The sequence below is a fragment of the Chryseobacterium cupriresistens genome (assembly GCF_046614675.1).
GTDB classification, from domain to species: domain Bacteria; phylum Bacteroidota; class Bacteroidia; order Flavobacteriales; family Weeksellaceae; genus Chryseobacterium; species Chryseobacterium cupriresistens.
The window spans coordinates 531,146-554,721 of record NZ_JBKKJT010000003.1; the positions used below are offsets into that span (position 1 = coordinate 531,146).

At 37.5% G+C, this 23,576-nt stretch carries 23 protein-coding genes and 2 tRNA genes; 19 read left to right on the forward strand and 6 right to left on the reverse strand.

Features of this window, described 5'->3' with window-relative positions:
• Window positions 1-41 precede the first annotated feature (41 nt).
• Entirely contained in the window at window positions 42-854 is an 813-nt protein-coding gene (locus ACLI50_RS11300) for a helix-turn-helix transcriptional regulator (RefSeq protein ID WP_411413803.1), read from the reverse strand.
• A 130-nt stretch (window positions 855-984) separates the two neighbouring features.
• Here ACLI50_RS11300 and ACLI50_RS11305 point away from each other — a divergent pair, with 130 nt between their 5' ends.
• The 5 genes from ACLI50_RS11305 to ACLI50_RS11325 all read left to right on the forward strand — a co-directional run bounded on the left by ACLI50_RS11305 (window position 985) and on the right by ACLI50_RS11325 (window position 6,895).
• Window positions 985-2,307, forward strand: a complete 1,323-nt coding sequence (locus ACLI50_RS11305; RefSeq protein ID WP_411413804.1) for a TolC family protein — start codon at window positions 985-987, stop codon at window positions 2,305-2,307.
• A 4-nt stretch (window positions 2,308-2,311) separates the two neighbouring features.
• A complete protein-coding gene (locus ACLI50_RS11310; RefSeq protein WP_202843129.1) occupies window positions 2,312-3,376 on the forward strand; it encodes an HlyD family secretion protein in 1,065 nt (354 codons plus the stop codon).
• Entirely contained in the window at window positions 3,369-4,961 is a 1,593-nt protein-coding gene (locus ACLI50_RS11315) for an efflux MFS transporter permease (protein ID WP_238349694.1), read from the forward strand. The genes ACLI50_RS11310 and ACLI50_RS11315 overlap by 8 nt, the downstream gene beginning before the upstream one ends.
• A gap of 194 nt (window positions 4,962-5,155) precedes the next feature.
• Window positions 5,156-6,154: a GlxA family transcriptional regulator gene (locus ACLI50_RS11320; RefSeq protein ID WP_411413805.1), complete on the forward strand. Its 999-nt coding sequence runs from the start codon at window positions 5,156-5,158 to the stop codon at window positions 6,152-6,154.
• Between the two features lie 102 nt (window positions 6,155-6,256).
• The gene (locus tag ACLI50_RS11325; RefSeq protein ID WP_411413806.1) at window positions 6,257-6,895 is read left to right on the forward strand and encodes a DJ-1/PfpI family protein; all 639 of its coding nucleotides are present in this window, start codon (window positions 6,257-6,259) and stop codon (window positions 6,893-6,895) included.
• Window positions 6,896-6,963: 68 nt separating this feature from the next.
• On the opposite strand, the gene ACLI50_RS11330 is transcribed toward ACLI50_RS11325, so the two are convergent.
• Both ACLI50_RS11330 and ACLI50_RS11335 read right to left on the reverse strand, forming a co-directional pair.
• Window positions 6,964-7,467, reverse strand: coding sequence for a transposase (locus ACLI50_RS11330; RefSeq protein WP_343642954.1), 504 nt, complete (start codon window positions 7,465-7,467; stop codon window positions 6,964-6,966).
• Between the two features lie 14 nt (window positions 7,468-7,481).
• Window positions 7,482-7,937: a MarR family winged helix-turn-helix transcriptional regulator gene (locus ACLI50_RS11335; protein WP_343642952.1), complete on the reverse strand. Its 456-nt coding sequence runs from the start codon at window positions 7,935-7,937 to the stop codon at window positions 7,482-7,484.
• A gap of 283 nt (window positions 7,938-8,220) precedes the next feature.
• Between ACLI50_RS11335 and ACLI50_RS11340 the strand changes: the two genes are divergently transcribed.
• Window positions 8,221-8,293, forward strand: a tRNA-Lys gene (locus ACLI50_RS11340).
• Window positions 8,294-8,474: 181 nt separating this feature from the next.
• Here the strand turns inward: ACLI50_RS11340 and ACLI50_RS11345 are convergent.
• Window positions 8,475-8,636 carry a hypothetical protein gene (locus tag ACLI50_RS11345; protein ID WP_171006229.1) on the reverse strand — a complete coding sequence of 54 codons (162 nt, stop codon included), beginning with the start codon at window positions 8,634-8,636 and terminating at the stop codon, window positions 8,475-8,477.
• A gap of 327 nt (window positions 8,637-8,963) precedes the next feature.
• Between ACLI50_RS11345 and ACLI50_RS11350 the strand changes: the two genes are divergently transcribed.
• A tRNA-Lys gene (locus tag ACLI50_RS11350) sits at window positions 8,964-9,036 on the forward strand.
• A 204-nt stretch (window positions 9,037-9,240) separates the two neighbouring features.
• On the opposite strand, the gene ACLI50_RS11355 is transcribed toward ACLI50_RS11350, so the two are convergent.
• Window positions 9,241-9,552: a hypothetical protein gene (locus ACLI50_RS11355; RefSeq protein ID WP_411413807.1), complete on the reverse strand. Its 312-nt coding sequence runs from the start codon at window positions 9,550-9,552 to the stop codon at window positions 9,241-9,243.
• 275 nt (window positions 9,553-9,827) lie between these two features.
• On the opposite strand from ACLI50_RS11355, the gene ACLI50_RS11360 reads away from it, so the two are divergent.
• The 10 genes from ACLI50_RS11360 to ACLI50_RS11405 all read left to right on the forward strand — a co-directional run bounded on the left by ACLI50_RS11360 (window position 9,828) and on the right by ACLI50_RS11405 (window position 17,554).
• Window positions 9,828-10,481 (forward strand): MarR family winged helix-turn-helix transcriptional regulator, encoded by a 654-nt coding sequence (locus ACLI50_RS11360; protein ID WP_411413808.1) that lies wholly within the window; start codon window positions 9,828-9,830, stop codon window positions 10,479-10,481.
• Between the two features lie 44 nt (window positions 10,482-10,525).
• Window positions 10,526-12,010 (forward strand): phytoene desaturase family protein, encoded by a 1,485-nt coding sequence (locus tag ACLI50_RS11365; RefSeq protein ID WP_411413809.1) that lies wholly within the window; start codon window positions 10,526-10,528, stop codon window positions 12,008-12,010.
• A 6-nt stretch (window positions 12,011-12,016) separates the two neighbouring features.
• Window positions 12,017-12,853: a phytoene/squalene synthase family protein gene (locus tag ACLI50_RS11370; protein WP_110009706.1), complete on the forward strand. Its 837-nt coding sequence runs from the start codon at window positions 12,017-12,019 to the stop codon at window positions 12,851-12,853.
• Between the two features lie 54 nt (window positions 12,854-12,907).
• Window positions 12,908-13,372, forward strand: coding sequence for an SRPBCC family protein (locus ACLI50_RS11375; RefSeq protein WP_411413810.1), 465 nt, complete (start codon window positions 12,908-12,910; stop codon window positions 13,370-13,372).
• A 1-nt stretch (window position 13,373) separates the two neighbouring features.
• The gene (locus tag ACLI50_RS11380; protein WP_202843109.1) at window positions 13,374-13,826 is read left to right on the forward strand and encodes a sterol desaturase family protein; all 453 of its coding nucleotides are present in this window, start codon (window positions 13,374-13,376) and stop codon (window positions 13,824-13,826) included.
• On the forward strand, window positions 13,823-14,512 hold the full coding sequence (locus ACLI50_RS11385; protein ID WP_411413811.1) for a lycopene cyclase domain-containing protein: 690 nt from the start codon (window positions 13,823-13,825) through the stop codon (window positions 14,510-14,512). The genes ACLI50_RS11380 and ACLI50_RS11385 overlap by 4 nt, the downstream gene beginning before the upstream one ends.
• On the forward strand, window positions 14,502-15,050 hold the full coding sequence (locus ACLI50_RS11390) for a lipocalin family protein (RefSeq protein WP_202843099.1): 549 nt from the start codon (window positions 14,502-14,504) through the stop codon (window positions 15,048-15,050). The genes ACLI50_RS11385 and ACLI50_RS11390 overlap by 11 nt, the downstream gene beginning before the upstream one ends.
• A 29-nt stretch (window positions 15,051-15,079) precedes the next feature.
• A complete protein-coding gene (gene ribA / locus ACLI50_RS11395; protein WP_343640478.1) occupies window positions 15,080-15,670 on the forward strand; it encodes a GTP cyclohydrolase II in 591 nt (196 codons plus the stop codon).
• A 48-nt stretch (window positions 15,671-15,718) separates the two neighbouring features.
• The gene (locus tag ACLI50_RS11400) at window positions 15,719-17,155 is read left to right on the forward strand and encodes an SDR family oxidoreductase (RefSeq protein ID WP_411413812.1); all 1,437 of its coding nucleotides are present in this window, start codon (window positions 15,719-15,721) and stop codon (window positions 17,153-17,155) included.
• A 99-nt stretch (window positions 17,156-17,254) separates the two neighbouring features.
• Window positions 17,255-17,554 (forward strand): hypothetical protein, encoded by a 300-nt coding sequence (locus ACLI50_RS11405; RefSeq protein ID WP_202843093.1) that lies wholly within the window; start codon window positions 17,255-17,257, stop codon window positions 17,552-17,554.
• 122 nt (window positions 17,555-17,676) lie between these two features.
• Here ACLI50_RS11405 and ACLI50_RS11410 read toward each other — a convergent pair whose 3' ends face one another.
• On the reverse strand, window positions 17,677-18,294 hold the full coding sequence (locus ACLI50_RS11410; protein ID WP_228406490.1) for a Crp/Fnr family transcriptional regulator: 618 nt from the start codon (window positions 18,292-18,294) through the stop codon (window positions 17,677-17,679).
• Between the two features lie 198 nt (window positions 18,295-18,492).
• Here ACLI50_RS11410 and ACLI50_RS11415 point away from each other — a divergent pair, with 198 nt between their 5' ends.
• Both ACLI50_RS11415 and ACLI50_RS11420 read left to right on the forward strand, forming a co-directional pair.
• On the forward strand, window positions 18,493-19,965 hold the full coding sequence (locus ACLI50_RS11415; RefSeq protein ID WP_202843091.1) for a hybrid sensor histidine kinase/response regulator: 1,473 nt from the start codon (window positions 18,493-18,495) through the stop codon (window positions 19,963-19,965).
• A gap of 5 nt (window positions 19,966-19,970) precedes the next feature.
• Window positions 19,971-23,573, forward strand: a complete 3,603-nt coding sequence (locus ACLI50_RS11420; RefSeq protein ID WP_411413813.1) for a response regulator — start codon at window positions 19,971-19,973, stop codon at window positions 23,571-23,573.
• Window positions 23,574-23,576 lie beyond the last annotated feature (3 nt).

Consider the following 23,576-nt stretch of genomic DNA (forward strand, 5'->3'; position numbering starts at 1 on the left):
CATAATGTTTAAAGGCTTTTATTTAATTCAGGGTGTCCAATTTAATCTGTAAAATTCTGAATGGCTTTATTGCTCTTCCTTAAATCAGAAGGTCTGGATTGGGTAAACTCATGGAAGGTGTCGCTAAAGGCACTTATTGAGCTATATCCAACATCATCCGCTATTTCATTGATAGGTTTATCGGTATTTAAAAGCAGTTCGATGGCTTTAATGATTCTTAATGTTTTCAGGTACTGCAGAAAAGAAATGTCCATATCCGCTTTGAACAGGCGGGACAAAGAGCGTTCACTCAAACCAAATTTACTGCTTACATTAGTCAGAGTCAGTTTTTCTCCGATATTCCATTCCAGATAAGATACGATTTTCATCATCTGTTTGTTATGAGTGGCAGGAAGAATAATAGGTAATGGCTGTTGATGGGTTTTGGGAAGGATCTTTTTTAATGCTACCAGAAATTCAAAGTTTTCATCTCTTGCAGTTACATGCTTTTCATCCCATATTTCAGAATATTTGATCATCTGAATCAGCAGTTCGGATGCAGGGTATATTCCTAATCTGTTATAAAAAGGATCTGAAAAATCATCGTGGGCATAAAAATAAAGGGAACGCAGGACTGTGGCTGTATGTCCGATCTCTAAAATATGTTCCATTCCCTGCGGAATCCAGAAAAAGTGTCTTGCCGGTACCACATAGGTTCTGTTATCAATCGTTATATAGGCGATGCCGCCTTCCACATAGCTCAGCTGTCCTTTTGTATGCTTGTGAAAAGGAATCAGTTTTTCAGATTTTTCGTGCATGACAAATACACTTTTATCGTCTTTATCAATATCAGGAAGCGCAGCAATTAATCCCATAAAAATTTAAAATACCAATAAGAATACAAATATAATCATTTGGCCGGAATCATGTAAAAGTTGACTATTTTAGATAAATAAAATTTCCGGATTGCCAATAAATTTGCAGTGCAATAATTCAAAAATTCAAATGAAAATTTATGTCGCCGGATTGCTGATGTTTGGAGTTTTCTCCATCGTATCAGCGCAGACCGGCAGTCCAGCAAAGGATACCATACGACTCTCCCTGAAGGAAGCATGGCAGAAAGCGGAGGAAAACAGCCGCCATATCAGAATCAATACAATCAACGTAGACATTGCCGAAGCCGAAGTAAAAGACGCTAAAAGAGAGCGCCTCCCGGAAATAGAAATTAAAGGTTCTGCAGAAAAAGCTTCCAACATTCCTATCTATGAAAACGGAATCTTTTCCAAACCAACCCAGCATGAAGTGATTCATACGCTTTACAGAGCCGGAGCAGATTTTTACCTGAATATTTATAACGGAAACAAACTGAATCTTAAGATTAAGGAAAATCAAACGCTTCAGAAAATTAAGGATATCCGGAAAGAACAGTCCGTTTCAGATATTCACTACAAAACAGCATCACTTTATCTGGAATTACAGAAAACCTTAATTTTCAGAGATCTTATCAAGCAGGATATTGATGATCAGAAAACACAATTGAAAGAAATACAGACTCTTTATAAAAACGGAGTGGTTTTAAAAAGTGATGTTTTAAGGATTGAACTTGAACTTTCAAAACGAAAAATGGCACTGGTGACCATAGAAAATGATATCCTCATCGCCATGCAGAAACTGAATATTATTCTTGGAATTCCGGATGAACAGGTTGTTATTCCTGAAGCGCCGTTTAATCAATGGAATGAGAATACAACGTATGATGAATATCTGAAACAGGCATTGGATCATTCTTTTGATTACCATGTTTCTGAACAGCAGACAGCGCTGAGTATTATCAAATTGAAACAGGTAAAAGCGAATGTAAGACCTAAGGTAGGGATGTATGGCGAATTTTATTACGCCAATCCGCAGATTTTCCTTTATCCCTATAATCCTTATTGGTATTCGCTGGGAATCGTTGGAATTAAAGCATCATTTTCCATCTCTTCCCTTTACCACAATACCCACAAAGTAAAGGCAGCCCAGCTTGAATTTGAAAAAGAAGAGGAAGTGCACAGGGATACGGAGGATAAAGTAAGACAGCAGGTGAAAGAAGCTTATTTAAGGTACCAGGAAGCTTTGGAACAGATAAAAGTGGCAGAAGCCAATGTCGCTCAGGCAAAGGAAAATGCACGTATTATCAAAAATACTTACTTCAACCAGACTTCTCTTATTACAGAATTGCTGGATGCAGATATACAGCTGCTTCAGACAAAATTTGAACTGGAAGCGGCTAAAATTATGGCACAGAACAATTATTATTTATTACAAAATATTACAGGCGTTTTATAAAACAATGAAAAAAAAATACACTCCCACCGATAGAATGATCACGAAGATCACAGGATGGATTTCAGTTGTAATCGTTGCTGCACTTGCAGTGTGGGGCGGGTTTACCTTAAAAAATTATTATGCCTATGAGCAGACTAATGATGCGCAGGTTCAGGAATATGTAAATCCTATTATTTCAAGAGCCGGAGGATTTATTGTTGCCGTGAAATTTGAAGAAAATCAGGAAGTAAAAAAGGGCGATACTCTTTTAATTATTGATAACCGTGAATATGTCCTTCAGGAAAAACAGACTCAGGCAGCCCTTCAGAAAGCCCGTGCCCAGCTGAGAGTATTGGAAAGTACTACAGGAACTACAGAAAAGGAAGCTGCAGCAGCGATGGCCCAGGTGGATGCCAATAAAGCAAAAGTCTGGAAACAGCAGCTTGATTATAACAGGTATAAAAAGCTGTATGATGAAGAATCTGCTACCAGACAGCGACTTGAAGATGTGAAAGCAACACTGGATGTCAACGAAAGTGATTATAAATCTTCGCAGGATAATTATGCAGCTTCTGTATCCAAGATTAATGATATAAGGGCAGAAAAAGCCGTTGTTCTGGCAGAAATTGCAAGACTGGAAGCATTGCTGGACCGTCATAAACTAGACGTAAGCTATACCGCTGTTACTGCTGCTTATGATGGAAGAATGGGACGACGAACCGTAGAAGTAGGGCAGATGATTGATGCCGGAGAAACGCTGGCATTCATTGTCAATAATGAAACTGATAAATGGGTAGTGGCTAATTATAAAGAAACCCAGATCAGGGATATGCATATCGGCGATCATGTGAAAATTGTTGCTGATTCTTATCCGGACAAAGAATTCCAGGGAACGATTATTTCCCTTTCTCCTGCAACAGGTTCAAGTTTTTCTTTGCTTCCACCGGATAACTCTACCGGGAATTATGTCAAGATTGTACAGCGTATTCCTGTGAGAATAAGACTGGATGGGCAAAGAAGCCAGATTGATGTTCTGAAAGTGGGAATGAATGTAAATGTTTATGCTAATAAAAAGCATTCCAATGGCTAAAAGACAAATGCCCTATTTCAAAAAATGGGCTCCGGAATGGTTGGTGAAAATCATTCTTTTTTCAATGACACTTCCTGGAATTATTATCTTTTTTCTCCCTTTAGCCAATATAAATGCAGCAGCAGGATATTACGGAAGTGAGCCGGCAGACATTCAGTTTTCGGTAGCATTATTTTATGCCGGGTATGTAGGTTTTTATAGCCTGGAAAGACGATTTTTCAGTTTTCTGGCTGCAAAAGAATATTTTCTTCTTTTTACCACACTGCAAATTCTGGCCTGTCTGCTATGCTATTCTACCCGTGAAATTTATATCCTGTTTCCGGTGCGTTTTATGCAGGGAATGTTGTTTGCCGGGAATGTAAACCTGTCACTAACCCTTATTTTCACCCGGCTGAGCAGTGAAAGGGGCCGGGAGATCAGCTTTTCAGTGTTTTTCGGGATCTTAATTTGTGCTTTGCCGTTTAATAACCTTATAACCGCCGACCTCATAGATTCGTATAATTTTAATATTGTCTATAAAACAGCCATCTTCTCCTATCTTCCGGGACTTATTTTCCTCACCCTGGCGATGAGCAATTACAGAACCCATGCAAGATTTCATCTCTATAAACTCGACTGGCAGAGTTTTGGACTGTTCAGTACGATGCTGGTGCTCATAGGATATATAACCATTTTCGGGCAGGAATATTATTGGCTGGAGGATAACAGGATTTTGGGAAGTGTCATTGGAATTATTGTCCTGGGTGGAATATCAGTATTTCGCCAGCAGGCTATTAAAAGGCCTTATATTGATCTGCGTGTTTTCAGATACCGGAATTTTAAAGTAGGTCTGCTGATTCTTTTTGTGATGTATATATGCCGTTTTGCTTCAGGAATTGTCAATACCTATTTTGCATCGGAGCTGCATCTGGACCCATTTCATATTTCCTATATTAATATTTTCAATCTTACAGGGTTGGTTATGGGAGTCATTATTGCCTGCTGTATGGTTTTGCAGAAGAAAAATATACGGTATATCTGGGGACCGGGTTTTTTAATGCTGCTCATTTTTCATGCGGTCATGTATTATTCCTTTGATGTTCAGGCTGATGAGTTTAATTATTATATCCCGTTATTTATTCAGGGATTGGGTGTGGGATTGATTATGGTTCCGACGATTATCTTTATTATTTCGTCAGTTCCTGCAGCCATTGGCCCTTCTGCTGCGGCAACAGCATTAGCAATACGGTATCTTGGATTTTGTATCAGTATTGCCCTGATCAATTTTTTTGAACTGTTTGAGAAAAGCCGTCATTATAATGCCTTTCAGGATCATTTAAGTGCTGTCGATCCGGAAGTTAAAAGCTTTCTCCATCAGCAGACTGCTAAGCTTATTGCTCGCGGAATGCCGGAAGATAAGGCTGTTAAAGCTGCCAATAAGCTATTGATTGGCAGAATGAATGTTCAGGATCATGTCCGTTTTGCGATGGATTATTATGAAATGATGGTATGGCTTCTTGCCGCCTCACTGTTATTGATTTTCCTTTTCCCATATCTTAACCGCACTGCTCTTTATTTAAAATCACGCAGATTATCTCCTGCGTAAAGAGAATTTTAATGCTAATCATCGAAAAAGTATAGCTTGTAGCTAATTTTATAGTAGAGTGCTGAGACTGTCTGATAAGGCAGTCTCTTTTATTTTGATAAAGAATAGTAATTACTTCTGGCCGGAATTGTATGTTTTTTGTCATTGCAGACAAAATCCTTTCTTTCTACATTTGTACTCATACAGAACGAGATATGAAGAAAGAAGGGCGAAAAACAGGAATGAAAAATATAGTGCTTTTAGCATTGCCGGAGGTACAGCTGCTTGATATTGCCGGACCATGGGATGTTTTTACATCAGCAAACCGTTTTTTAAATGATAAACAGGATTCCGGTTATCATGTGTATCTGGTATCAGGAACTTCAAAAAAAATAATATATTCAGGTTCAGGAATGCCTTTATCATGCAGCCATACTATTTATGATATTGATTTTTCCGTAGACACTTTACTGGTAGCAGGTACCACGTTGAATGTGCTGGATGAGGTCAATCCGGATATTTATCATTACCTTCAAAATATAGCTCCCGACGTGAGACGAATGGGATCTGTCTGTGTAGGGGCGTTCATCCTTGCCAAAGCTGGTTTGCTGGATGGCAAACAGGTAACTACTCATTGGAAGTTCGCAGATACTTTACAGAAATCTTACCCAAAATTGGATGTGAATATTAATCCTTTCTTTATCCGTGACAGGCCATTTTATACTTCAGGAGGTGTTTCTTCAGGGATGGATCTTGCATTGGCTTTATTGGAAGAAGACTTTGGAAACCCTTTGGCGGCCGAAGTTGCCCGTCATCTCGTCCTGTATTTAAAAAGATCCGGAGCACAGTCTCAGTTTGGAAATGCATTGCCGGAATATGAAATAATGTCTCCTTTTACAAAACAAATCCGTGATTTATTGAAAGATAAGCTTGGAGAAGCTATTACGGTGGAGTATATGGCAGAGTTCCTGAACATGAGTGTCCGTAACTTTTCCAGGGTATTTGTAAAAGAGTCCGGAATGACTCCCGGCAGATTTCTCGAAAAAATGAGGCTGGATCAGGCTAAAAATATGCTGGAATATACTGATATGAGCATCGATATGATAGCGGATAAATGCGGCTTTAGTAATGCTGTTTCTCTCAGCCGCTTATTTCTTAAAAACATTTCCCTCTCTCCGGCACAGTACAGGAAGGCATTCAAGACTACAGGATAATAGCTTTTTCTTATTGATTTTACATAAAACTGGCAATCATCAATTGTCAGCAGGGAAGACCTGTGCCATGATCTGAAAATAATAATCTTAAATAATAAAATTATGAATCACGTACCAAACAGCAAGACAATGAATGTTGCATTTTTAATCTATGATCAGGTGGAAGCACTTGATTTAAATGGCCCTTTAGATGTTTTTGTTAAAGCGAATGTTCTGGAACCCGGCAGCTACAATTGCTTTACAGTAGGGAAAACAAAAGATCCGGTAAATATGGAGGCGGACACAATGGCTCTTATTCCTATCTACGATATCCATACATGCCCTCAACCGGATATGATTGTCGTTCCGGGAGCAAATCCTGAATACATTATGCAATATATTCAGGACAGGGACTTTCAGGAAACTGTTCTGAAATGGGTTGAAAATCATTATGATGCAGGAACAATAGTATTTACAGTATGTACCGGAAGTATGCTTCTGTCAGGGACAGAAATGCTTGCTGATTATGATGTTACTACGCATCATATGTTACTGGATGCCCTTGAACAGCATAATCCGGAAACCAATGTAATCCGGAATGTACGGTATATTGACCAGGGCAACCTGATAACTACGGCGGGAATCACAGCCGGGATAGATGCCGCTCTTTATCTGGTTGGTAAACATCTCGGACAGAAAACAATGAACACCATTATAGAGATTTTTGAATATCAGAATGTAAAATCTGGAAACTTAGCGTAAACGAGAATCTGTTGATTTGCAAATTTCGCCGATCAGAGATCGGCGAAATTTATATTTTAGATTGTGGTCTACTGACGAAAACTGAGTACTTTAATACAAAGAGGAATGAAACCAATTGATACCGCAATATAAACAGCAACCCGAATATAGTTAAGGGTTTTCCAAAGTGAAATTCTGGTTATGATTTCCTGTGAAACAGAAGTGGTGGATGCCAAGTTCTGAAACTGTATAATGTTCGGAGCAAAAAAAGCTAATGTCCAGGCTCTTACAGCTGCGTGAATAATGAGTAAAATCAAAAGCCAGTTCCTTACCGGATCAATTTTCCAGCAAAAAGCAATCGCAAGGATAAAGGTTATTTCATGCAAAGAGTGAAGGATGATCCAAAAAAACTTCAGGCTTACTCCATTTCCGTCCTGAAGCAGCTTCAATGTATCGGGTGGGGAAGAAGCCCATTTGGGTACAAAGAGGAGGGTTTCGAAAATCTGTGCCCCGTTCATAAGAAAATAAAGTAATGTTGTAATGCAAAGCCATATTTCTGCGCGGGTTATATAAGTAGCAGTTAAACTTTCCATGGTCGTGTATTGATTTATGGGTTATTTAAATGATCTGTTGTTTCTTTCATAAGAACTGTGGCTTCCCTGAAATAACGTTCAATAGTTTCTATTTCCTTTTTAGAAAAAGTGGAAACGAGTTTCATGGTTTTTTGCTGCAGCTCTTCAAAAATAGGACCGAGTAATTTCATGCTGTTTTCTGTATTCGGGATGATCATTACTTTTCTGCGGTCTTCTTTAATAAACTGTCTTTTAAGAAGTTCTTTTTTCTCCAGCCGGTCAATTAAACCCGTAACAGCGCCGGTTGTAAGACCTGTCAGCTTAGATATTTCACCTGCTGTTATGGATTCGTACTGCAGAATAAGTCCCAGATATTTATGATCTGTGCTGGAAAGCCCTGCTTTTCTGGCAATGGCCTCATGCATAAAGATTGAAGCGTCAGAATAGGCTCTGCTGGCTTCACGGAAATTTTGTATATTATTTTTAGTCATTAATTAAATTATTTTATAATTATCTTAGTTGCTAAGATATTATTGTTTTTTGATTTATCAAAATAAATTTTTTGCTCAAAAAATGATATTATCCGTCAGCTACTATTAATGCTGGGAATTTGAATTAAAAAAAATAACAGCGTAATTAATTTATAAACAGGTGTTTGACTTTTTTGTTGCAAATTTTATGATAAAAAAGCTTCAAATAATTTGGATTTAAAGAGGGTTTTCCTATCTTTGCAGTCCCTTAAATAAAGGGATTTACTTGAAAAAGTAAGTGGCCGACTCGGTAGCTCAGCTGGTAGAGCAATACACTTTTAATGTATGGGTCCTGGGTTCGAATCCCAGCCGGGTCACAATCTTAAAGATGCAAAAATAAAAGCATCAGAAAAACACAAAAAAACCTGCAAATTATTTTTGCAGGTTTTTTATTTATAGTGTTTGCTATAATGTTTCAAATGGCCGGTTATTATAAATTTGAATTAACTGACCCGTTTGATTGTTCTCGTTCTATTGCCATTGAAATCAGCAATATCTTTACTCTTCATTTTTGGGTTTAAAGTTTCTCCCTACTCCCTGACGGAGAAAAGTAATTTTTCCTTGTACTTTTTTTGCTTTTTCAAGGACCTCCAATGCTTTTGTTCTTTCGTTAACTTTGCCAGCATGTGTTATATTGTCCTGACGTTCATTTTTTTTCATGTATCAATATAGTGAATTTATTTGACAAAAACAAATTATTGATAATAAGGATGTTTCAAATTTTAAGAAAATAAGATTGTTTTGTTAATCGGACCACGAGTAACAAAGGGATTCACTGCAGTTCTCAATTTTTTATTGAAGCCTTTTTGATTCTTTTTTGAAATTTATAGTAAGAACCTCTTCAGGAATGTGAAATTTTTGTGTCTGATATTGTAAAAGTTAGCGAAAGCACAGATATAAAATGTCCGGGAAGTATTGTAAATAAAGAAAAAGTTTCTATCTTTGCAGTCCCTTACAGAAAGGGATTTACTTGAAAAAGTAAGGGCCGACTCGGTAGCTCAGCTGGTAGAGCAATACACTTTTAATGTATGGGTCCTGGGTTCGAATCCCAGCCGGGTCACTTATGAGGACAAATCATTTTATTAATGGTTTGTCCTTTTTATTTTTCCTTATTTGTTGTCTGCCAAATGTATGTTGCAATTCGAAGCTATTCAACGATATTTTAATAATAAAAGCATCCATAACGAACAATATACAACCGATATAAATAGCAATTTTTGTTTTTATATCGGTTGTATATTGTAATGCTATTGTGGTCCAATACCTACTTTTTTACATTGCCGGATCTTCCCTGTGTATTGTGCGCACTGTCTGAAACTGCTGCATTGATATTTCCCGTCCCATTACCTGTATTATTATTGCTCGTTTTTCTTCCTCCAACGTGATTTTTTGTATTAATACTGTCATTACCCGTTGTATTGTCTTGAGTATCCCTGACTGCAGATGCTGCTGTATCAGAATAATTTCTTTGCGTGTTGACTGAATCAGCAACGGGGGTACTACTTGTTGTGTCCTTCTTTTTACAGGCCAGAATCATAAAACTGGCTGCTGCTATTGATAAAACTAATTTTTTCATAGGATTTTATTTTGGTGTTTGTATTTAATCAAATTTCGATATTTAAGCCCGGCAGTGATATGAGCAGGATCATAATAATGCAGATCCAAAGGTGTATTAATAAACTGTGTATGATTTTCAGCCTGTCTTGAGACAGGTTTTTTTTATAAACTGTTGTCCTATTTCTATTATAGGCAGTCTGGAATGCCTTCTAATAGGTAAAGATTAAAAATAAAACAAAAATATGGTTTATTTATAAACTTATATAAGTATATTTGTATACTAATTTGTTTGATATGAATTTTGAACTTATAAAATCAGTGGTGGAACTCGTTCAGCAATTTATGGAACAAAATGAAGGTAAAGCTCAATACAGTAATGATCTTCATGGTTTTACAGAATGGATCAATGCTGCCAATCAGCATGACTTTGAAAATCCTGACTGGATAGGGAAGGAATCAGGAAGAAGTTCAGATAGTATTATTAATACTTTGCTGATCAGAATGAACAGATATGCAAAGTCTTATTCCAGATCGGCAGTAGGCAGTTCAGTTTTTTCCAGCCAGGATGACTTCATTTATCTTATCAGTTTGAAGAACATGGGAACGATGTCAAAAATGGAGCTGATAAAACATAATGTACATGAGAAATCTTCAGGTATACTTATTATTAACCGGCTGCTCCATAATGGCTGGATTGAACAGGCAGTTTCCCCAAAAGATAAAAGAATAAAAAATATACAGATAACAGAGAAAGGGCTGGCGATACTGGATGAACATATGGAGGAAATCCGCAGGGCTTCCAGGGCTGTTGTAGGAAATCTTACCCATGCTGAACAAATGCTCCTCATTGCAGTGCTTTCCAAATTAGATGAATTTCATGATTCTTTTTACCGTATGAATCTGGAAACAAGGGATCTGCTGAACACCGTATATAAAAAGTTAAACTGATTGCGTAGTGAAAATGTCTTTAAACAACTGTTAAAAAAATGACGATGAGTACTGAAAATTCAAGAAAGAGAATAGCGGTAATAGGTTCAGGGTTTTCCGGGCTCTCTGCGGCTGCTTATGCGGCAAAGGCCGGAAATGAAGTACATGTTTTTGAAAAACATAATCAACCGGGAGGACGTGCAAGGCAATTTAAAACGGAAGAAGGCTATGTGTTTGATATGGGGCCGAGCTGGTATTGGATGCCTGATATCATTGAAGGATTTTTCAATGATTTTGACTGTAAAGCAGCTGATTATTTTAAACTGGTATCCTTAGACCCTCAGTTTGAAATGGTTTTTTCAGAAGAAAAGATTTCAGTTCCTGAAAAAAATGAAGACATCCGTGAGTTATTTGAAAATACAGAGGCCGGATCAGGTAAAAAGTATGATCAATTTATGCAGTCTGCTCAGTTTAAGTATGAGGTCGGGATGAAAGACTTTGTGACAAAGCCCTGTTACAGCTGGCTGGAATTTGCTTCTTTAAAAATAGCGGGCAGTGCATTGAAGCTTGATCTTTTAAGTAATTTCAGGAAATATGTTTCAGGATATTTTTCTGATCCAAAACTCAGATCTCTGATGGAATTTCCGGTGATATTTCTGGGTGCTTCGCCCCGTGATATTCCGGCACTTTACAGCCTTATGAATTATGGAGGATATGTATTGGGAACAAAATATCCTATGGGAGGTTTTTATCAGCTTGTTATGGCTATGAAGGACGTAGCCGAAAAGCAGGGAGTGACCTTTCATTTTAATCATGATGTTCAGAAGCTGAATACAGAAGACGGGAAAGTGATGTCTTTAACAGTAGGGGATAAAGACTATGAATTTGATGCAGTTATTGCTTCATCAGATTACCATCATACGGAAACATTAATTCCTAAATCTCTGAGAAACTATAATGATGCCTACTGGAAGACAAAAACCTTTGCACCTTCATGTCTGATTTATTACCTCGGCATCAAAGGAAAAATCTCTCATTTAAAACACCATACGCTATTCTTTGAAAATGAGCTTGATAACCATATAGACTGTATTTATGTTAATAAAAAATGGCCTTCCAGACCTCTTTTTTATGCATGCTGTCCTTCAAAAACAGATCCCGATGTAGCTCCGGAAGGCTGTGAAAATCTCTTTTTACTGCTGCCGCTTGCACCTGGAATACATGATGAGGAGGCTATAAGAGAAAAATACCTGAAGGAAATGCTTGAAAGAATCGAAAAACATACAGGAGAAACCGACCTTATTTCCAGGATTGAATACAAAAGAAGCTACTGTGTGAGTGATTTTATTTCGGATTATAATGCTTATCAGGGGAATGCCTACGGACTGTCCAATACTTTATCGCAGACTGCTGTTCTAAAACCTAAAATAAGAAACAAAAAGGTAAGCAATCTTTTTTATACCGGGCAGTTAACGGTTCCGGGGCCCGGAGTTCCTCCATCCGTTATCTCCGGGAAGATAGTAGCGCAAGAGGTTAATAAACTAAAATAAAATAATATGAAAAAGTTGTTTGATGAATTGTCTTACGAGGTCAGTAAGTGCACTACTCAAAAATACAGTACCAGTTTTTCATTAGGGATATTGGCTCTGAAGCCTTCTATAAGACCTGCCATTTATGCTGTTTATGGGTATGTACGCCTTGCGGATGAAATTGTTGATAGCTTTCATGGATATGATAAAGAAAAGCTATTGAAAAGATTAAAAGCAGAAACGTATGATGCATTACAGCAGGGAATATCACTCAATCCTATTTTACATTCTTTTCAGGAAACCGTGCGTCAGTATGATATCAATATTCAATTGATCGATCAGTTCCTGCACAGCATGGAAATGGATCTGCAGAAAATAGACTACAATTCAGATCTCTATAATGAATATATCTACGGCTCTGCTGAAGTAGTGGGACTTATGTGTCTGCAGATATTTACAGGAGGTGATAAGCAGCAATTTGAAAAACTTAAACCATTCGCTATGAAACTGGGTTCCGCTTTTCAAAAGGTTAATTTTTTACGTGATCTGAAAGATGATTACCAGATTTTGGGCAGAACTTATTTTCCATCATTGAATATGTCTGTCTTTGATAATACCGTTAAAGCTCAGATCGAAAAAGAAATTGAAGAAGAATTTAAAGAAGCATTGCAGGGTATCAGGAAACTTCCGGGTTCTTCTAAGTTTGGAGTGTATCTCGCATACAGGTACTATCTGTCATTATTTGAAAAGATCAAGAAAACAAGTTCGCAGCATATTTTGCAGCAAAGAATCAGGATTGCCAATTCGCAGAAATTATTGGTTGCATTTAAAAGTTATATAAGATACAAATCTGCTTATTTCTGATCACTCATTTGTTTGGAAGATGGTTTAGAATTTATAAATCAATAAAAAATAACAATGTACAGATTATATAGAGAACAATATTTGAATTGTGATATGGAGACCGCATGGAAATTCTTTTCCTCTCCTCATAATTTATCTGAAATAACACCTAAAAGTATGAATTTTGTGGTGCTTTCAGATATACAGGACGAACCTATTTTTGAAGGAATGGAAATAGATTATACCGTCTCTCCGGTATTGGGAATCCCGATGAAATGGAAAACGATTATCAGCCAGGTAAAAGAAGGCAGAAGCTTTACAGACTTTCAGAAAGAAGGACCTTATAGGCACTGGAACCATTTTCATGAGTTCATTCCGGATGAGAATGGTGTATTAATGAAAGATACTGTATTTTATGAACTTCCTTTGGGAATTCTTGGAAGGGTTGCTCATCGCTTATTTGTTAAAGAAAAGCTCAAAAACATTTTCGATTTCAGATACAGCGTTCTGAATGATCTTTTTAACCGCAAACATCATTAAAATGAATTTTCTGATCGTTTTACTTGTTTTTATTTCCATGGAAGGAGCCACATGGCTTATTCACAGGTATATTATGCACGGTTTTCTATGGAATCTGCATAAGGATCATCATGATCATAGCAACGAAGGGAAACTTGAAAGAAATGACCTGTTCTTTTTCATTTTTGCCAGCCCTGCTATTGCTTTGTTATATGCAGGAGTAAGGCAGGAATTCAATTATCTGTTTTTTGTCGGTTTAGGCATAAGCCTTTATGGGATGGCCTATTTCTTTGTTCATGATATTTTTATTCATCAGAGAGCAAAAGTTTTTACCAAAACAAAGAATCCGTATTTTCTTGCCATCAGGCGTGCCCATAAACAGCACCACAAACATTTGGGGAAAGAAAAAGGAGAGTGCTTCGGATTTTTGTGGGTTCCTATGATTTATTTTAAAATGTATTTCAATAAAAAATGATGCAATACACTTACATACTGATCAATTTTTTCACCGTCATCATCTGCTTTTTGGCTTCTTTTGACCGTAGGATACAGTTTAATAAGCTTTTCCTGAAGTTTTTCCTGTCGTCCACTATTGTAGCAGTTCCTTTTATCCTATGGGATATATGGTTCACCACAAAAGGAGTGTGGTGGTTTGATTACCGTTACACATTAGGATTTAAAATGGCAGGCCTTCCCCTGGAAGAATGGCTGTTCTTTTACTGTATTCCTTTTGCCTGTGTCTTTACGTACTATTGTCTGGAAAAATTTTTTACATTCAATCGGGCAGACCTCTTTAATAATCTGATTGTTTTTACCTCAGTTATTGTTCTCAGTGTTGTGGGACTTCTTTACTACGACAGGATCTATACTTTGCTGACCGTTATTGTAACAGTGCTTACCCTTTCTTACCTGCATTTTATTGCCAAAAAAGAATGGATCGGTAAAGCAAGTTTTGTATATCTGGTTTTGTTGCCCGGATTTTTTGCAGTGAATGGAATCCTGACGGGATCTTTTATTCCGTCCCCTGTTGTGAACTACAATCCTGGTGACTTTTTAGGCGTCAGAATGGGGACTATTCCTGTTGAAGATGCTGTCTATGGTTACAGTCAGTTTTTACTCAATATTTACTTCTTTAAAAAAATAACTAAAAATGAAAAATAGAATCATTCTTACATTATTACTAAGCTTAGGGCTGTTAAACAGCTTGACTTCCTGTTCTTCCATGCCCGAAAAAGCGCAGCCTGTTGATCAGTTTGATGTGAACCGGTATTTGGGGACATGGTACGAGATTGCCAGATTTGATTATCGCTTTGAAAAAGACCTTGACAATGCAATCGCCCAGTATAGCCTTACTGAAGACGGAAATGTAAACGTAGTCAACAGCGGATATAATTTTAAAAAGGATAAATGGGTTTCCGCCAATGGTACTGCTAAATTCAGAGGAGAAAAAAATGTGGCAGCTCTGAAAGTGAGTTTTTTCGGACCTTTTTATGCCGGGTATAATGTAGTTGCTCTTGAAGAGTACAAATATGCACTGATTGCAGGAAAAAATCTGGATTATCTCTGGATTCTTTCCCGTGAAAAAACCATTCCTGAAAATATAAAGCAGAAATTTATCAGCAAGGCGCAGGAAATAGGGTATGATACCTCTAAGCTCATCTGGGTGAAGCAGGATAAGAAAAGTCCTTTTGATAAATAAATTCTCAAATTTAATTAAAATCGAAACGTATGCTTACAATACAGGCGCAATCAAAAATACCCACAGATTACGGACTATTCACTATATATGCATTCTCGGAAAATGAAAAAGACTGGAGTCCGCATTTGGTTCTGGTAGCAGAAAATACAGATTATGATAAGACTGTTAATGTCCGCTTTCATTCTGAGTGCATTACCGGAGAAGTTTTTCATTCTAAAAAATGTGAATGCGGTCAGCAGCTTGATGCAGCGATGAAATATATGTCTGAAAAAGGAGGAATGATTGTTTATCTCCGTCAGGAGGGAAGAAATATTGGGATCATCAATAAGCTGAAAGCATATGCACTTCAGGAACAAGGATTAGATACTGTTGAAGCTAATCTCAGACTTGGTTTGCCTGCTGACGGAAGAAATTTTGATGTTGCCGTGGAAATGCTGAATCTGCTGGATGTTAAGGAAATCAATCTGTTAACCAATAATCCTGATAAGATTAAATCTGTTGAGAACAGCAGAATCATTCTCAAAAGCAGGATTCCTTTAGAAATTGACTCCAATGAGATCAATGCAGGCTATCTTGTTAAAAAGAAAGACTATTTTGGTCATTTTTTAGAAAAAATATAATGGACTCAAACAGGCGGAATATTTATTGATCTGTTTAATGCAATAATTATGGAAAAAATACTGCTTACAGGAGCAACCGGCTATATCGGTAAAAGAATGATCAGTGTGATTGCCGCACAGGGATATAAAGTCGTTTGCTGCTGCAGGGATACAGGTCGTTTTACAAGAGATATGGATATCGACGACCAGCTCATTGAAGTTATTGAAGTTGATTTTCTAAAGCCGGAAACACTTAAAAATATTCCCGAAGATATTGCAGGTGCTTACTATCTGATGCATTCCATGAGCAATACTGCTGATTATGAAGACTCGGAAAAAAAATGTGCCGCCAACTTTTCTGATTATATTGAGAAGACGCAATGTAAACATATTGTCTATCTTTCGGGGCTGGTGAATGAAAAAGAACTGTCAAAACATTTGAATTCAAGGTACGAAGTTGAAAAAATTCTGATGGAATGCAGGGTTCCCGCAACAGTTCTTCGCGCAGGAATTATCATTGGGTCAGGAAGTGCATCATTTGAAATTATAAGGGATCTTGTTGAAAAACTGCCTGTCATGGTGGCTCCCAAATGGCTGTATACACAATGTCAGCCAATAGGAATTGCCAACGTGCTCGATTTCCTGATTTTTGTTTTGTTTAAAGAAGCTGCTTATCAGAAAAATTTTGACATTGGATGTGATGATGTACTGACTTACAAAGACATGCTGTTGCAGTTTGCACAAGTAAGAGGCCTTAAAAGAACGATTTTTACACTGCCTGTAATGACGCCCAGACTGTCTTCGTACTGGCTCTATTTTATTACTTCAACCTCCTATAATCTGGCCAAAGCATTGGTTGGAAGCATGAAGGTAGAGGTGGTCTGCCGTCCCGAAAGTCTTGCTGAGATCAAACTAATTACCGGTGTGCAGCCGTTTTCATATGACACAGCACTGAAGAGAACTCTTGCAAAAATTCAGGCCAATGAAATCATTTCCAGCTGGAAAGACAGTTTGATCAGCAGCCGTCATGATTCAACCTTGAAAGAATACCAGGATGTACCGAAATACGGTTGTTTTACGGACCTCCGGAGTGAAGAGTATGATGACAGGGATGCCTGTATGAGCCGGGTCTTTCAGTTGGGAGGCGATCATGGATGGTATGGGCAGAATCTTTGGAAAATAAGAGGACTTTTTGATAAACTTGTTGGTGGTCCGGGATTGAGAAGAGGGCGCAGGCATCCTTCAGACCTTAGAGATGGAGATGCATTAGACTTCTGGCGGGTTTTATATGCTGACCGTAAAGAAGGCAAGCTTATATTATTCGCTGAGATGAAACTGCCCGGAGAAGCCTGGCTGATGTTTAAAATTTACAGAAATAAGATCTGGCAAAAAGCTGTATTTCGTCCAAAAGGTCTTTGGGGAAGATTGTACTGGTTCATGGTGCTGCCATTTCATGGTTTTATATTCAAAGGAATGATCAGGACCCTCAGTGGAAAGAAAAAATAAAGTTCTTTCATTTTTAATTTTAAGAATATTTTAACATAATGTCTGTTTTTTAGGCATGAACATTGTTTATTTATATACCAAATACCTAAATATTATATTATGAATAATTCAGATTACAACAAAGCAGAAAATGCAGTAGACCAAACAGAAAACTCATTAAAGAATGCAGCTGATAATGCAAAATGGAAAATCAGTGAATTAGCGGATAAAGCTAAGGATTATATCAATGAAAAAAGAAATAATGATCAGGAAGCAACTCAGGAAGACTGGTTGGACAGAGTAAAATCAAACGTCTCAGATGCGTGGGAAGATATCAAGGATAAGGCAGATGAAGCATGGGAAAGCACGAAGGATGCCGCTGAAGATGTGAAGGCAGAATGGAGGAAAAAAACAAATTAAGGTTAGTTTAAAACAGATGGCCAGAATTTTTAAATTCCGGCCATCTGTTTTGTTTTATGGTTTATTTATAATCTATATTTAAAGAAATAAGATGAGTTTATGATAATGCAATCAATATACAGTTAGTATAAAATCCTGCGCCCCTCAAGTTTTATTATTTTATTATTCACCATTTTTTTTATCGTTCTGATGACGGTTTCAACCCTCAGCCCTGTAAGATCAGCAATTTGCTGACGGGTAAGTTCTATAGGAAAACAGTGCTGGCAGTCTCCGTCATGGTAGCTTTTCAGATAATCCATTACACCTTTCAGCCGTTGAATGGGATCTGCTAATGCCAGATTGCGGACCATTAAATTATTATAATACAGTCTTTGTGATAAACACATGTTCATATCCAGGGAAATATCCGGATTACTTTTAAGCATTTGCATAAAATTATCTTTAGGCATTCTTATAATTTCTGTGATCTGTAAGCTGATGGCATTGGTAGGATATACTTTTTCAATAAAAAGAAGCGGATCTCCAAAACTTTGATTTTTACCCAATATATTATGAATAAATTCTTTTCCATTTTCAGTAAAGGTGTTCAGCTTTACTTTTCCGCTGATAATCTGAAAATAATATTGTGAATAATCACCTTCTTTGAAAATAAACTCTTTAGCCTTATAGATGACTTTTTCACCCCCGAACGAGTAAAGGATCTCCTGATCGATATTCATACAGCTTATTGTTTTTTTCATAATTATGGTTTTTCTGAAAATTAGAGAGAATCTTTAAAAATATTGTAAATAATTTCAATCATTATGCCATTGCTGTTTTTCTTAAAAAATGTGGTACGAAATCCTTATGCATAAACCTTTAAAAATTACTGTTTTTTCAAATATTGTGAGTATTTTTGAAGCTAAAGTATCCGTAACTAATTATTGATTTTAACTTCTATGATTTTAATTGTTGATGACAACCAAAGTAATCTTTATTCGCTTCAAAAATTACTTGAATCTAAAGATTTCCAGGTTGAAACGGCCAGCTCCGGTGAAGAGGCTCTCGGCAAAGCATTGAAAAATGACTATGCCTTAATTATTTTAGATGTTCAGATGCCTGATATGGATGGCTTTGAAGTTGCAGAAACACTTGCAGACTACAGTAAAACCAAAGATGTTCCTATTATATTTTTATCCGCTGTTAATACCGATAAAAAATTCATTACCCAAGGTTACGCTTCTGGTGGTAAAGATTACGTAACCAAGCCCGTGGATCCTGAAATTCTTCTGCTTAAAGTGAAAACTTTTTATAATCTCCAGGAGCAGAATATTGCTATGAAAAAAACACAGCAGAATCTGGAACTGGAAGTAAAAGGAAGACGGGAATCTCAGGTGACCATGAAATCCCAGATAGACCATTTTCATCTTATGCTGGAGTCTCTTCCACAGATTGCATTTACTCTGAATGAAGAAGGTGCAGTTGATTTTGTTAATGGTAAGTGGTACCAATATTCAGACAATGAACAGGATTTTCCGGAAACACACCCTGATGATCATAAGATCAGCGAAGAACTGGAAAGATGCAGAAAAAAAGGAAAAGCTCTTGAATTGGAGATCAGAATTAAAAATGTTATTTCGGGCCATTACCGTTATCATTTGCTTAGGGTAACCCCTGTATATGATGAACACCGTATTAAAAACTGGGTAGGAACATTTACCGATATTGACGATCAGAAAAAAGTGGAAAAAGAAAAAGATGAATTCTTAAGTATTGCAAGCCACGAATTAAAAACCCCTTTAACCAGTATTAAAGCCTATGTTCAGCTATTGGAAAGAAAGCTGAAATTAGATAAAGACAGCTCCGAAGCAGGATTTGTTACAAAAGTCCAGAGCCAGATTGAAAAGCTGAATACACTCATCACGGATCTTCTTGATGTTTCAAAAATTGAAAACGGAAAACTGAAAATCAATAAAAAGCCGGTGAATCTGGAAAATGTGATCAGTAATGCGATTGAGACCATAAAACAAACCCATGAACGCCAGGTGAAAATTGAACGTCATGGGGTAAAACCTGATATTTTAATTCCCCTGGATGAAATCCGTATCGAGCAGGTGCTGATTAATTTTCTGACCAATGCGATCAAATATTCCCCTCATAATAACCAGGTAATTGTAACCACCTTTGTGGATGAAGAAGCTCAGGAAGTGAGAGTGAATGTTACAGATTTTGGAATCGGAATTCCTGACTTTAAGCAGGAGGCCGTATTCAAGAAGTTCTATCGTGTGGAAGAATCTTCACTGCAGTTTCAGGGAATGGGAATCGGACTGTTTATATGCTCTGAAATCATCAAACAGCACCACGGAAGTGTTGGTGTTTCCAGTATCGTAGATGAAGGTTCTACGTTTTATTTTACCTTACCATTAAATTAATTTTCATGCCGAAAAAAATTATACGAAATCTCCAGTTTGGAATAGGTCTTTCGCTTTTGATATTGATAGCCAGCTCGGTAGCCTCGTACTGGAGTATTCAAAATCAAATGAATCATCGTGAGAGTCTTTCCAAAAGCAGACGTTCTGTGACGGCTGTTAAGGATGTTCTGGTAGCTTTGCTGGATGCAGAAACAGGAAACAGGGGCTATCAGCTGACCGGAAGGGAAGATTTTCTCGAACCCTATAAACGCGGATTAAGAGAATATTCCAAAGCGCTGGTGCTTGCAGAATCGTTGGGGTTGAAGGATAAAAACCAACAGGAAAGACTTGCCGGATTAAAAGTAGCGGTGAGCCAGGTGATGGATAACCTGAAAAATCTGGTGGAAAACAGGCGGAAGGGTATTGTAATGACCCAGCAGCAAATCGTTACCGGTAAAGCTTACATGGACGAGTGCCGTAAAATTGTAAAAGATTTTGTGCAGTATGAAGAAAGCCAGGTTGAAATCAAAAACAAAGATTTAACACGCTCATCAGAAACGACCGTTCTTTTTATTGTTTTTTCTGCACTGGCTGCGGTAGTTGTGACCACATTTTTCTATTTTAAAATGAGGGCAGATCTCATCAGAAGAGATGAGCTGGAAAAAATGCTGAGGGATAAAGATCAGGAAATGACGCGCCGTGTAAGTGCCATTCAAAAAATTGCAAACAGAGTAGCCAATGGTGATTACAGTGAGAAAGCTGTGGATAATGCAGAGGATGATCTCGGAGATCTTGTAGAATCATTGAACCACATGACCGAATCTCTTAAAACATCTTTTGAAAAAATTAATAAAAGCGACTGGCGCCAGAAAGGTCTTGCTTTACTGAATGAGTCCCTTGTCGGAAATAAATCAGTAAAAGAAGTTGCCGGCAGGGCTTTACATCAGTTGATTGAATACGGAAACTGTATCAACGGTTCATTATATCTTTTTGACGAAGGTGTCCTGAAGCTCAACAAAGCATTTGGTCTGGAAGCCAATATGAAACAGACTTTTGAGCCGGGTGAAGGAATGGTGGGGCAGGCTTTTATGAATGCTAAAACACAGGTGTACAATAATCTTCATGAAGATGATTTTGTAGTAACCTTTGCGAGCAGTACCATTAAGATCTATGGCATCATTCTGATACCTGTTTTTGCAGACGGCCATGCCATAGGAGTCCTGGAATTAGGATCTACCTCTAATTTTGAAGAAGACAGAATCAGCTATTTTGAAGAGTGCTGCATCAATATAGGAATAGCCCTGAATGCGGCAAAAGGAAGAGAAAAAGAACAGCAGCTGCTGGAAGAAACCCAGGCACAGTCTGAAGAATTACAGGTACAGCATTCTGAGCTTGAAAACCTCAATACTGAACTGGAAGCACAAACGCAGAAGCTTCAGGCTTCAGAAGAAGAATTGAAGGTACAGCAGGAAGAGCTGATGCAGGCCAATGCCGAATTGGAGGAACGCTCACGATTGCTCGAAGAAAAGAATCATTTAATTGCTGAACGTAATAATGAGATTCAGAAAAAAGTAGAGGAACTGGCACTCAGCACCAAATACAAGTCTGAATTTTTAGCCAATATGTCTCATGAACTTCGTACACCGCTTAATTCAATCCTTCTGTTATCGCGGTTAATGGCAGAAAATCCGGATGAAAACCTTAACGAAGACCAGGTGGAATCTGCTAAAGTTATTCAAAGTTCAGGAACAAGCTTATTAACATTAATAGATGAGATTCTTGACCTGGCCAAAATAGAATCCGGTAAAATGACTCTGGAATATCAGGAAGTGGTTATTGAAGAAATTGTAAAAGATCTGAAGAGCCTGTTTAATCCTGTATTTCAGGAAAAAGCCCTTCCTTTCAATATCGAAATTGATTCGGACGTGAAGCCCGTTATTGAAAGCGACCGCCTCCGCATAGATCAGGTATTAAGAAACCTGCTGTCCAATGCTTTAAAGTTTACAACAAAAGGAAGCATCAGTTTATTGATTAAAAAACATTCTGAAAAACCTGATTTTATTATATTTTCAGTAAAAGATACCGGTGTCGGAATAGCTGAGGATAAGCAGAAAATTATCTTTGAAGCATTTCAGCAGGCTGACGGATCTACAAAAAGAAAATTTGGAGGTACAGGTCTGGGACTTTCAATAAGCCGTGAAATTGCAAGACTTTTAGGAGGTGAGCTTGTTCTGAAAAGTGAACTCAATAAAGGAAGTGAATTCAGCTTTATTATTCCTGTACATCAGGTTACTGAAATTGTTCATTCCGAAACGGATCAGGATCTGGTGGAAATTATACGGGAAGATGTTGAAGAAATTCAGAATATCCTTGATGAAGGGGAAACTGTTAAAACGAACACATTGGAAATTCCCGAAGATGTGGAGGACGACAGGGAGAATATTCAGGAAGGGGACAAAATCATCCTTATCATTGAAGATGATACCAATTTTGCAAAAGCTCTATTGAAATATGCCCGCTTACAGAACTATAAAGGGGTAGTGGTCGTAAGAGGAGATTACGGTCTTTCAGCGGCTCAGAAATATCATCCTCACGCCATTTTACTGGATATTCAGCTTCCTGTAAAAGATGGCTGGGAAGTCATGGATGAGTTGAAGTCTGATCCTCAGGTAAAACATATTCCGGTACATATGATGTCTGCCCTGCATGTGAAAAAAGAAAGCCTGTTGAAAGGAGCGGTAGACTTTATCAATAAGCCTGTGGCTCTGGATAAAATGACGGATGTATTCAGGAAAATTGAAGAAGCATTACAAAAAGGACCTCAAAAAGTTTTAATTGTTGAAGAAAATGCCAAACATGCCAGCGCATTGTCTTATTTCCTGAGTAATTTTAATATTTCCTTATCAGTGGAACATAATGTGGAGGATAGTGTAAAAGCACTTACTTCAGACCTTGTCGACTGTGTAATTCTGGATATCGGAAGCACGAAAGCCAATGATTATCACGTCATAGAATCAATCAAAAGCTATGAGGGACTGGAAAATCTACCGATCATTATTTTTACGGAACATCATTTATCCAAAGAAGAAGAACTGAAAATAAAGCAATATGCAGATTCTATTGTCGTAAAAACTGCACATTCCTATCAAAGAGTTTTAGATGAGGTTGGTTTATTCTTACATTTGGTGGAAGAAAAAAACAGTTCGGCCGAAGGTAATACAGGCAGAATGCTGGGTTCTTTAACAGAAGTGCTGAGTGGTAAAAAAGTACTCATTACTGATGATGATGTCCGCAATATTTTTTCTTTAACCAAAGCACTGGAAAAATATAAAGTTGAGGTCATTGTAGCGATGGATGGAAAACATGCTTTGGAGCAAATCAGCCACAATCCGGATGTAGATGTTATTCTGATGGATATGATGATGCCGGAAATGGATGGCTATGAAACAATTAAGGAAATAAGAAAAATGCCGGCATTTAAAAGACTGCCTATTATAGCTATTACCGCTAAATCAATGATTGGAGAAAGGGAGAAATGTATTACAGCAGGAGCTTCAGACTATATTTCAAAACCTGTCGATATAGATCAGCTATTATCACTCCTTCGTGTTTGGTTGTATGAAAGTTAAACA

Bases quoted from the DNA above. Each gene is read 5' to 3' on its own strand.
- ACLI50_RS11375 (WP_411413810.1), top strand. From the start codon at position 12,908: ATGTACAGATTATATAGAGAACAATATTTGAATTGTGATATGGAGACC.
- ACLI50_RS11360 (WP_411413808.1), top strand. From the start codon at position 9,828: ATGAATTTTGAACTTATAAAATCAGTGGTGGAACTCGTTCAGCAATTT.
- ACLI50_RS11385 (WP_411413811.1), top strand. From the start codon at position 13,823: ATGATGCAATACACTTACATACTGATCAATTTTTTCACCGTCATCATC.
- ACLI50_RS11390 (WP_202843099.1), top strand. From the start codon at position 14,502: ATGAAAAATAGAATCATTCTTACATTATTACTAAGCTTAGGGCTGTTA.
- ACLI50_RS11365 (WP_411413809.1), top strand. From the start codon at position 10,526: ATGAGTACTGAAAATTCAAGAAAGAGAATAGCGGTAATAGGTTCAGGG.
- ACLI50_RS11305 (WP_411413804.1), top strand. From the start codon at position 985: ATGAAAATTTATGTCGCCGGATTGCTGATGTTTGGAGTTTTCTCCATC.
- ACLI50_RS11370 (WP_110009706.1), top strand. From the start codon at position 12,017: ATGAAAAAGTTGTTTGATGAATTGTCTTACGAGGTCAGTAAGTGCACT.
- ACLI50_RS11310 (WP_202843129.1), top strand. From the start codon at position 2,312: ATGAAAAAAAAATACACTCCCACCGATAGAATGATCACGAAGATCACA.
- ACLI50_RS11405 (WP_202843093.1), top strand. From the start codon at position 17,255: ATGAATAATTCAGATTACAACAAAGCAGAAAATGCAGTAGACCAAACA.
- ACLI50_RS11300 (WP_411413803.1), bottom strand. From the start codon at position 854: ATGGGATTAATTGCTGCGCTTCCTGATATTGATAAAGACGATAAAAGT.
- ACLI50_RS11410 (WP_228406490.1), bottom strand. From the start codon at position 18,294: ATGAAAAAAACAATAAGCTGTATGAATATCGATCAGGAGATCCTTTAC.
- ACLI50_RS11380 (WP_202843109.1), top strand. From the start codon at position 13,374: ATGAATTTTCTGATCGTTTTACTTGTTTTTATTTCCATGGAAGGAGCC.
- ACLI50_RS11325 (WP_411413806.1), top strand. From the start codon at position 6,257: ATGAATCACGTACCAAACAGCAAGACAATGAATGTTGCATTTTTAATC.
- ACLI50_RS11315 (WP_238349694.1), top strand. From the start codon at position 3,369: ATGGCTAAAAGACAAATGCCCTATTTCAAAAAATGGGCTCCGGAATGG.
- ACLI50_RS11355 (WP_411413807.1), bottom strand. From the start codon at position 9,552: ATGAAAAAATTAGTTTTATCAATAGCAGCAGCCAGTTTTATGATTCTG.
- ACLI50_RS11420 (WP_411413813.1), top strand. From the start codon at position 19,971: ATGCCGAAAAAAATTATACGAAATCTCCAGTTTGGAATAGGTCTTTCG.
- ACLI50_RS11330 (WP_343642954.1), bottom strand. From the start codon at position 7,467: ATGGAAAGTTTAACTGCTACTTATATAACCCGCGCAGAAATATGGCTT.
- ACLI50_RS11345 (WP_171006229.1), bottom strand. From the start codon at position 8,636: ATGAAAAAAAATGAACGTCAGGACAATATAACACATGCTGGCAAAGTT.
- ACLI50_RS11400 (WP_411413812.1), top strand. From the start codon at position 15,719: ATGGAAAAAATACTGCTTACAGGAGCAACCGGCTATATCGGTAAAAGA.
- ACLI50_RS11415 (WP_202843091.1), top strand. From the start codon at position 18,493: ATGATTTTAATTGTTGATGACAACCAAAGTAATCTTTATTCGCTTCAA.
- ribA (WP_343640478.1), top strand. From the start codon at position 15,080: ATGCTTACAATACAGGCGCAATCAAAAATACCCACAGATTACGGACTA.
- ACLI50_RS11335 (WP_343642952.1), bottom strand. From the start codon at position 7,937: ATGACTAAAAATAATATACAAAATTTCCGTGAAGCCAGCAGAGCCTAT.
- ACLI50_RS11320 (WP_411413805.1), top strand. From the start codon at position 5,156: ATGAAGAAAGAAGGGCGAAAAACAGGAATGAAAAATATAGTGCTTTTA.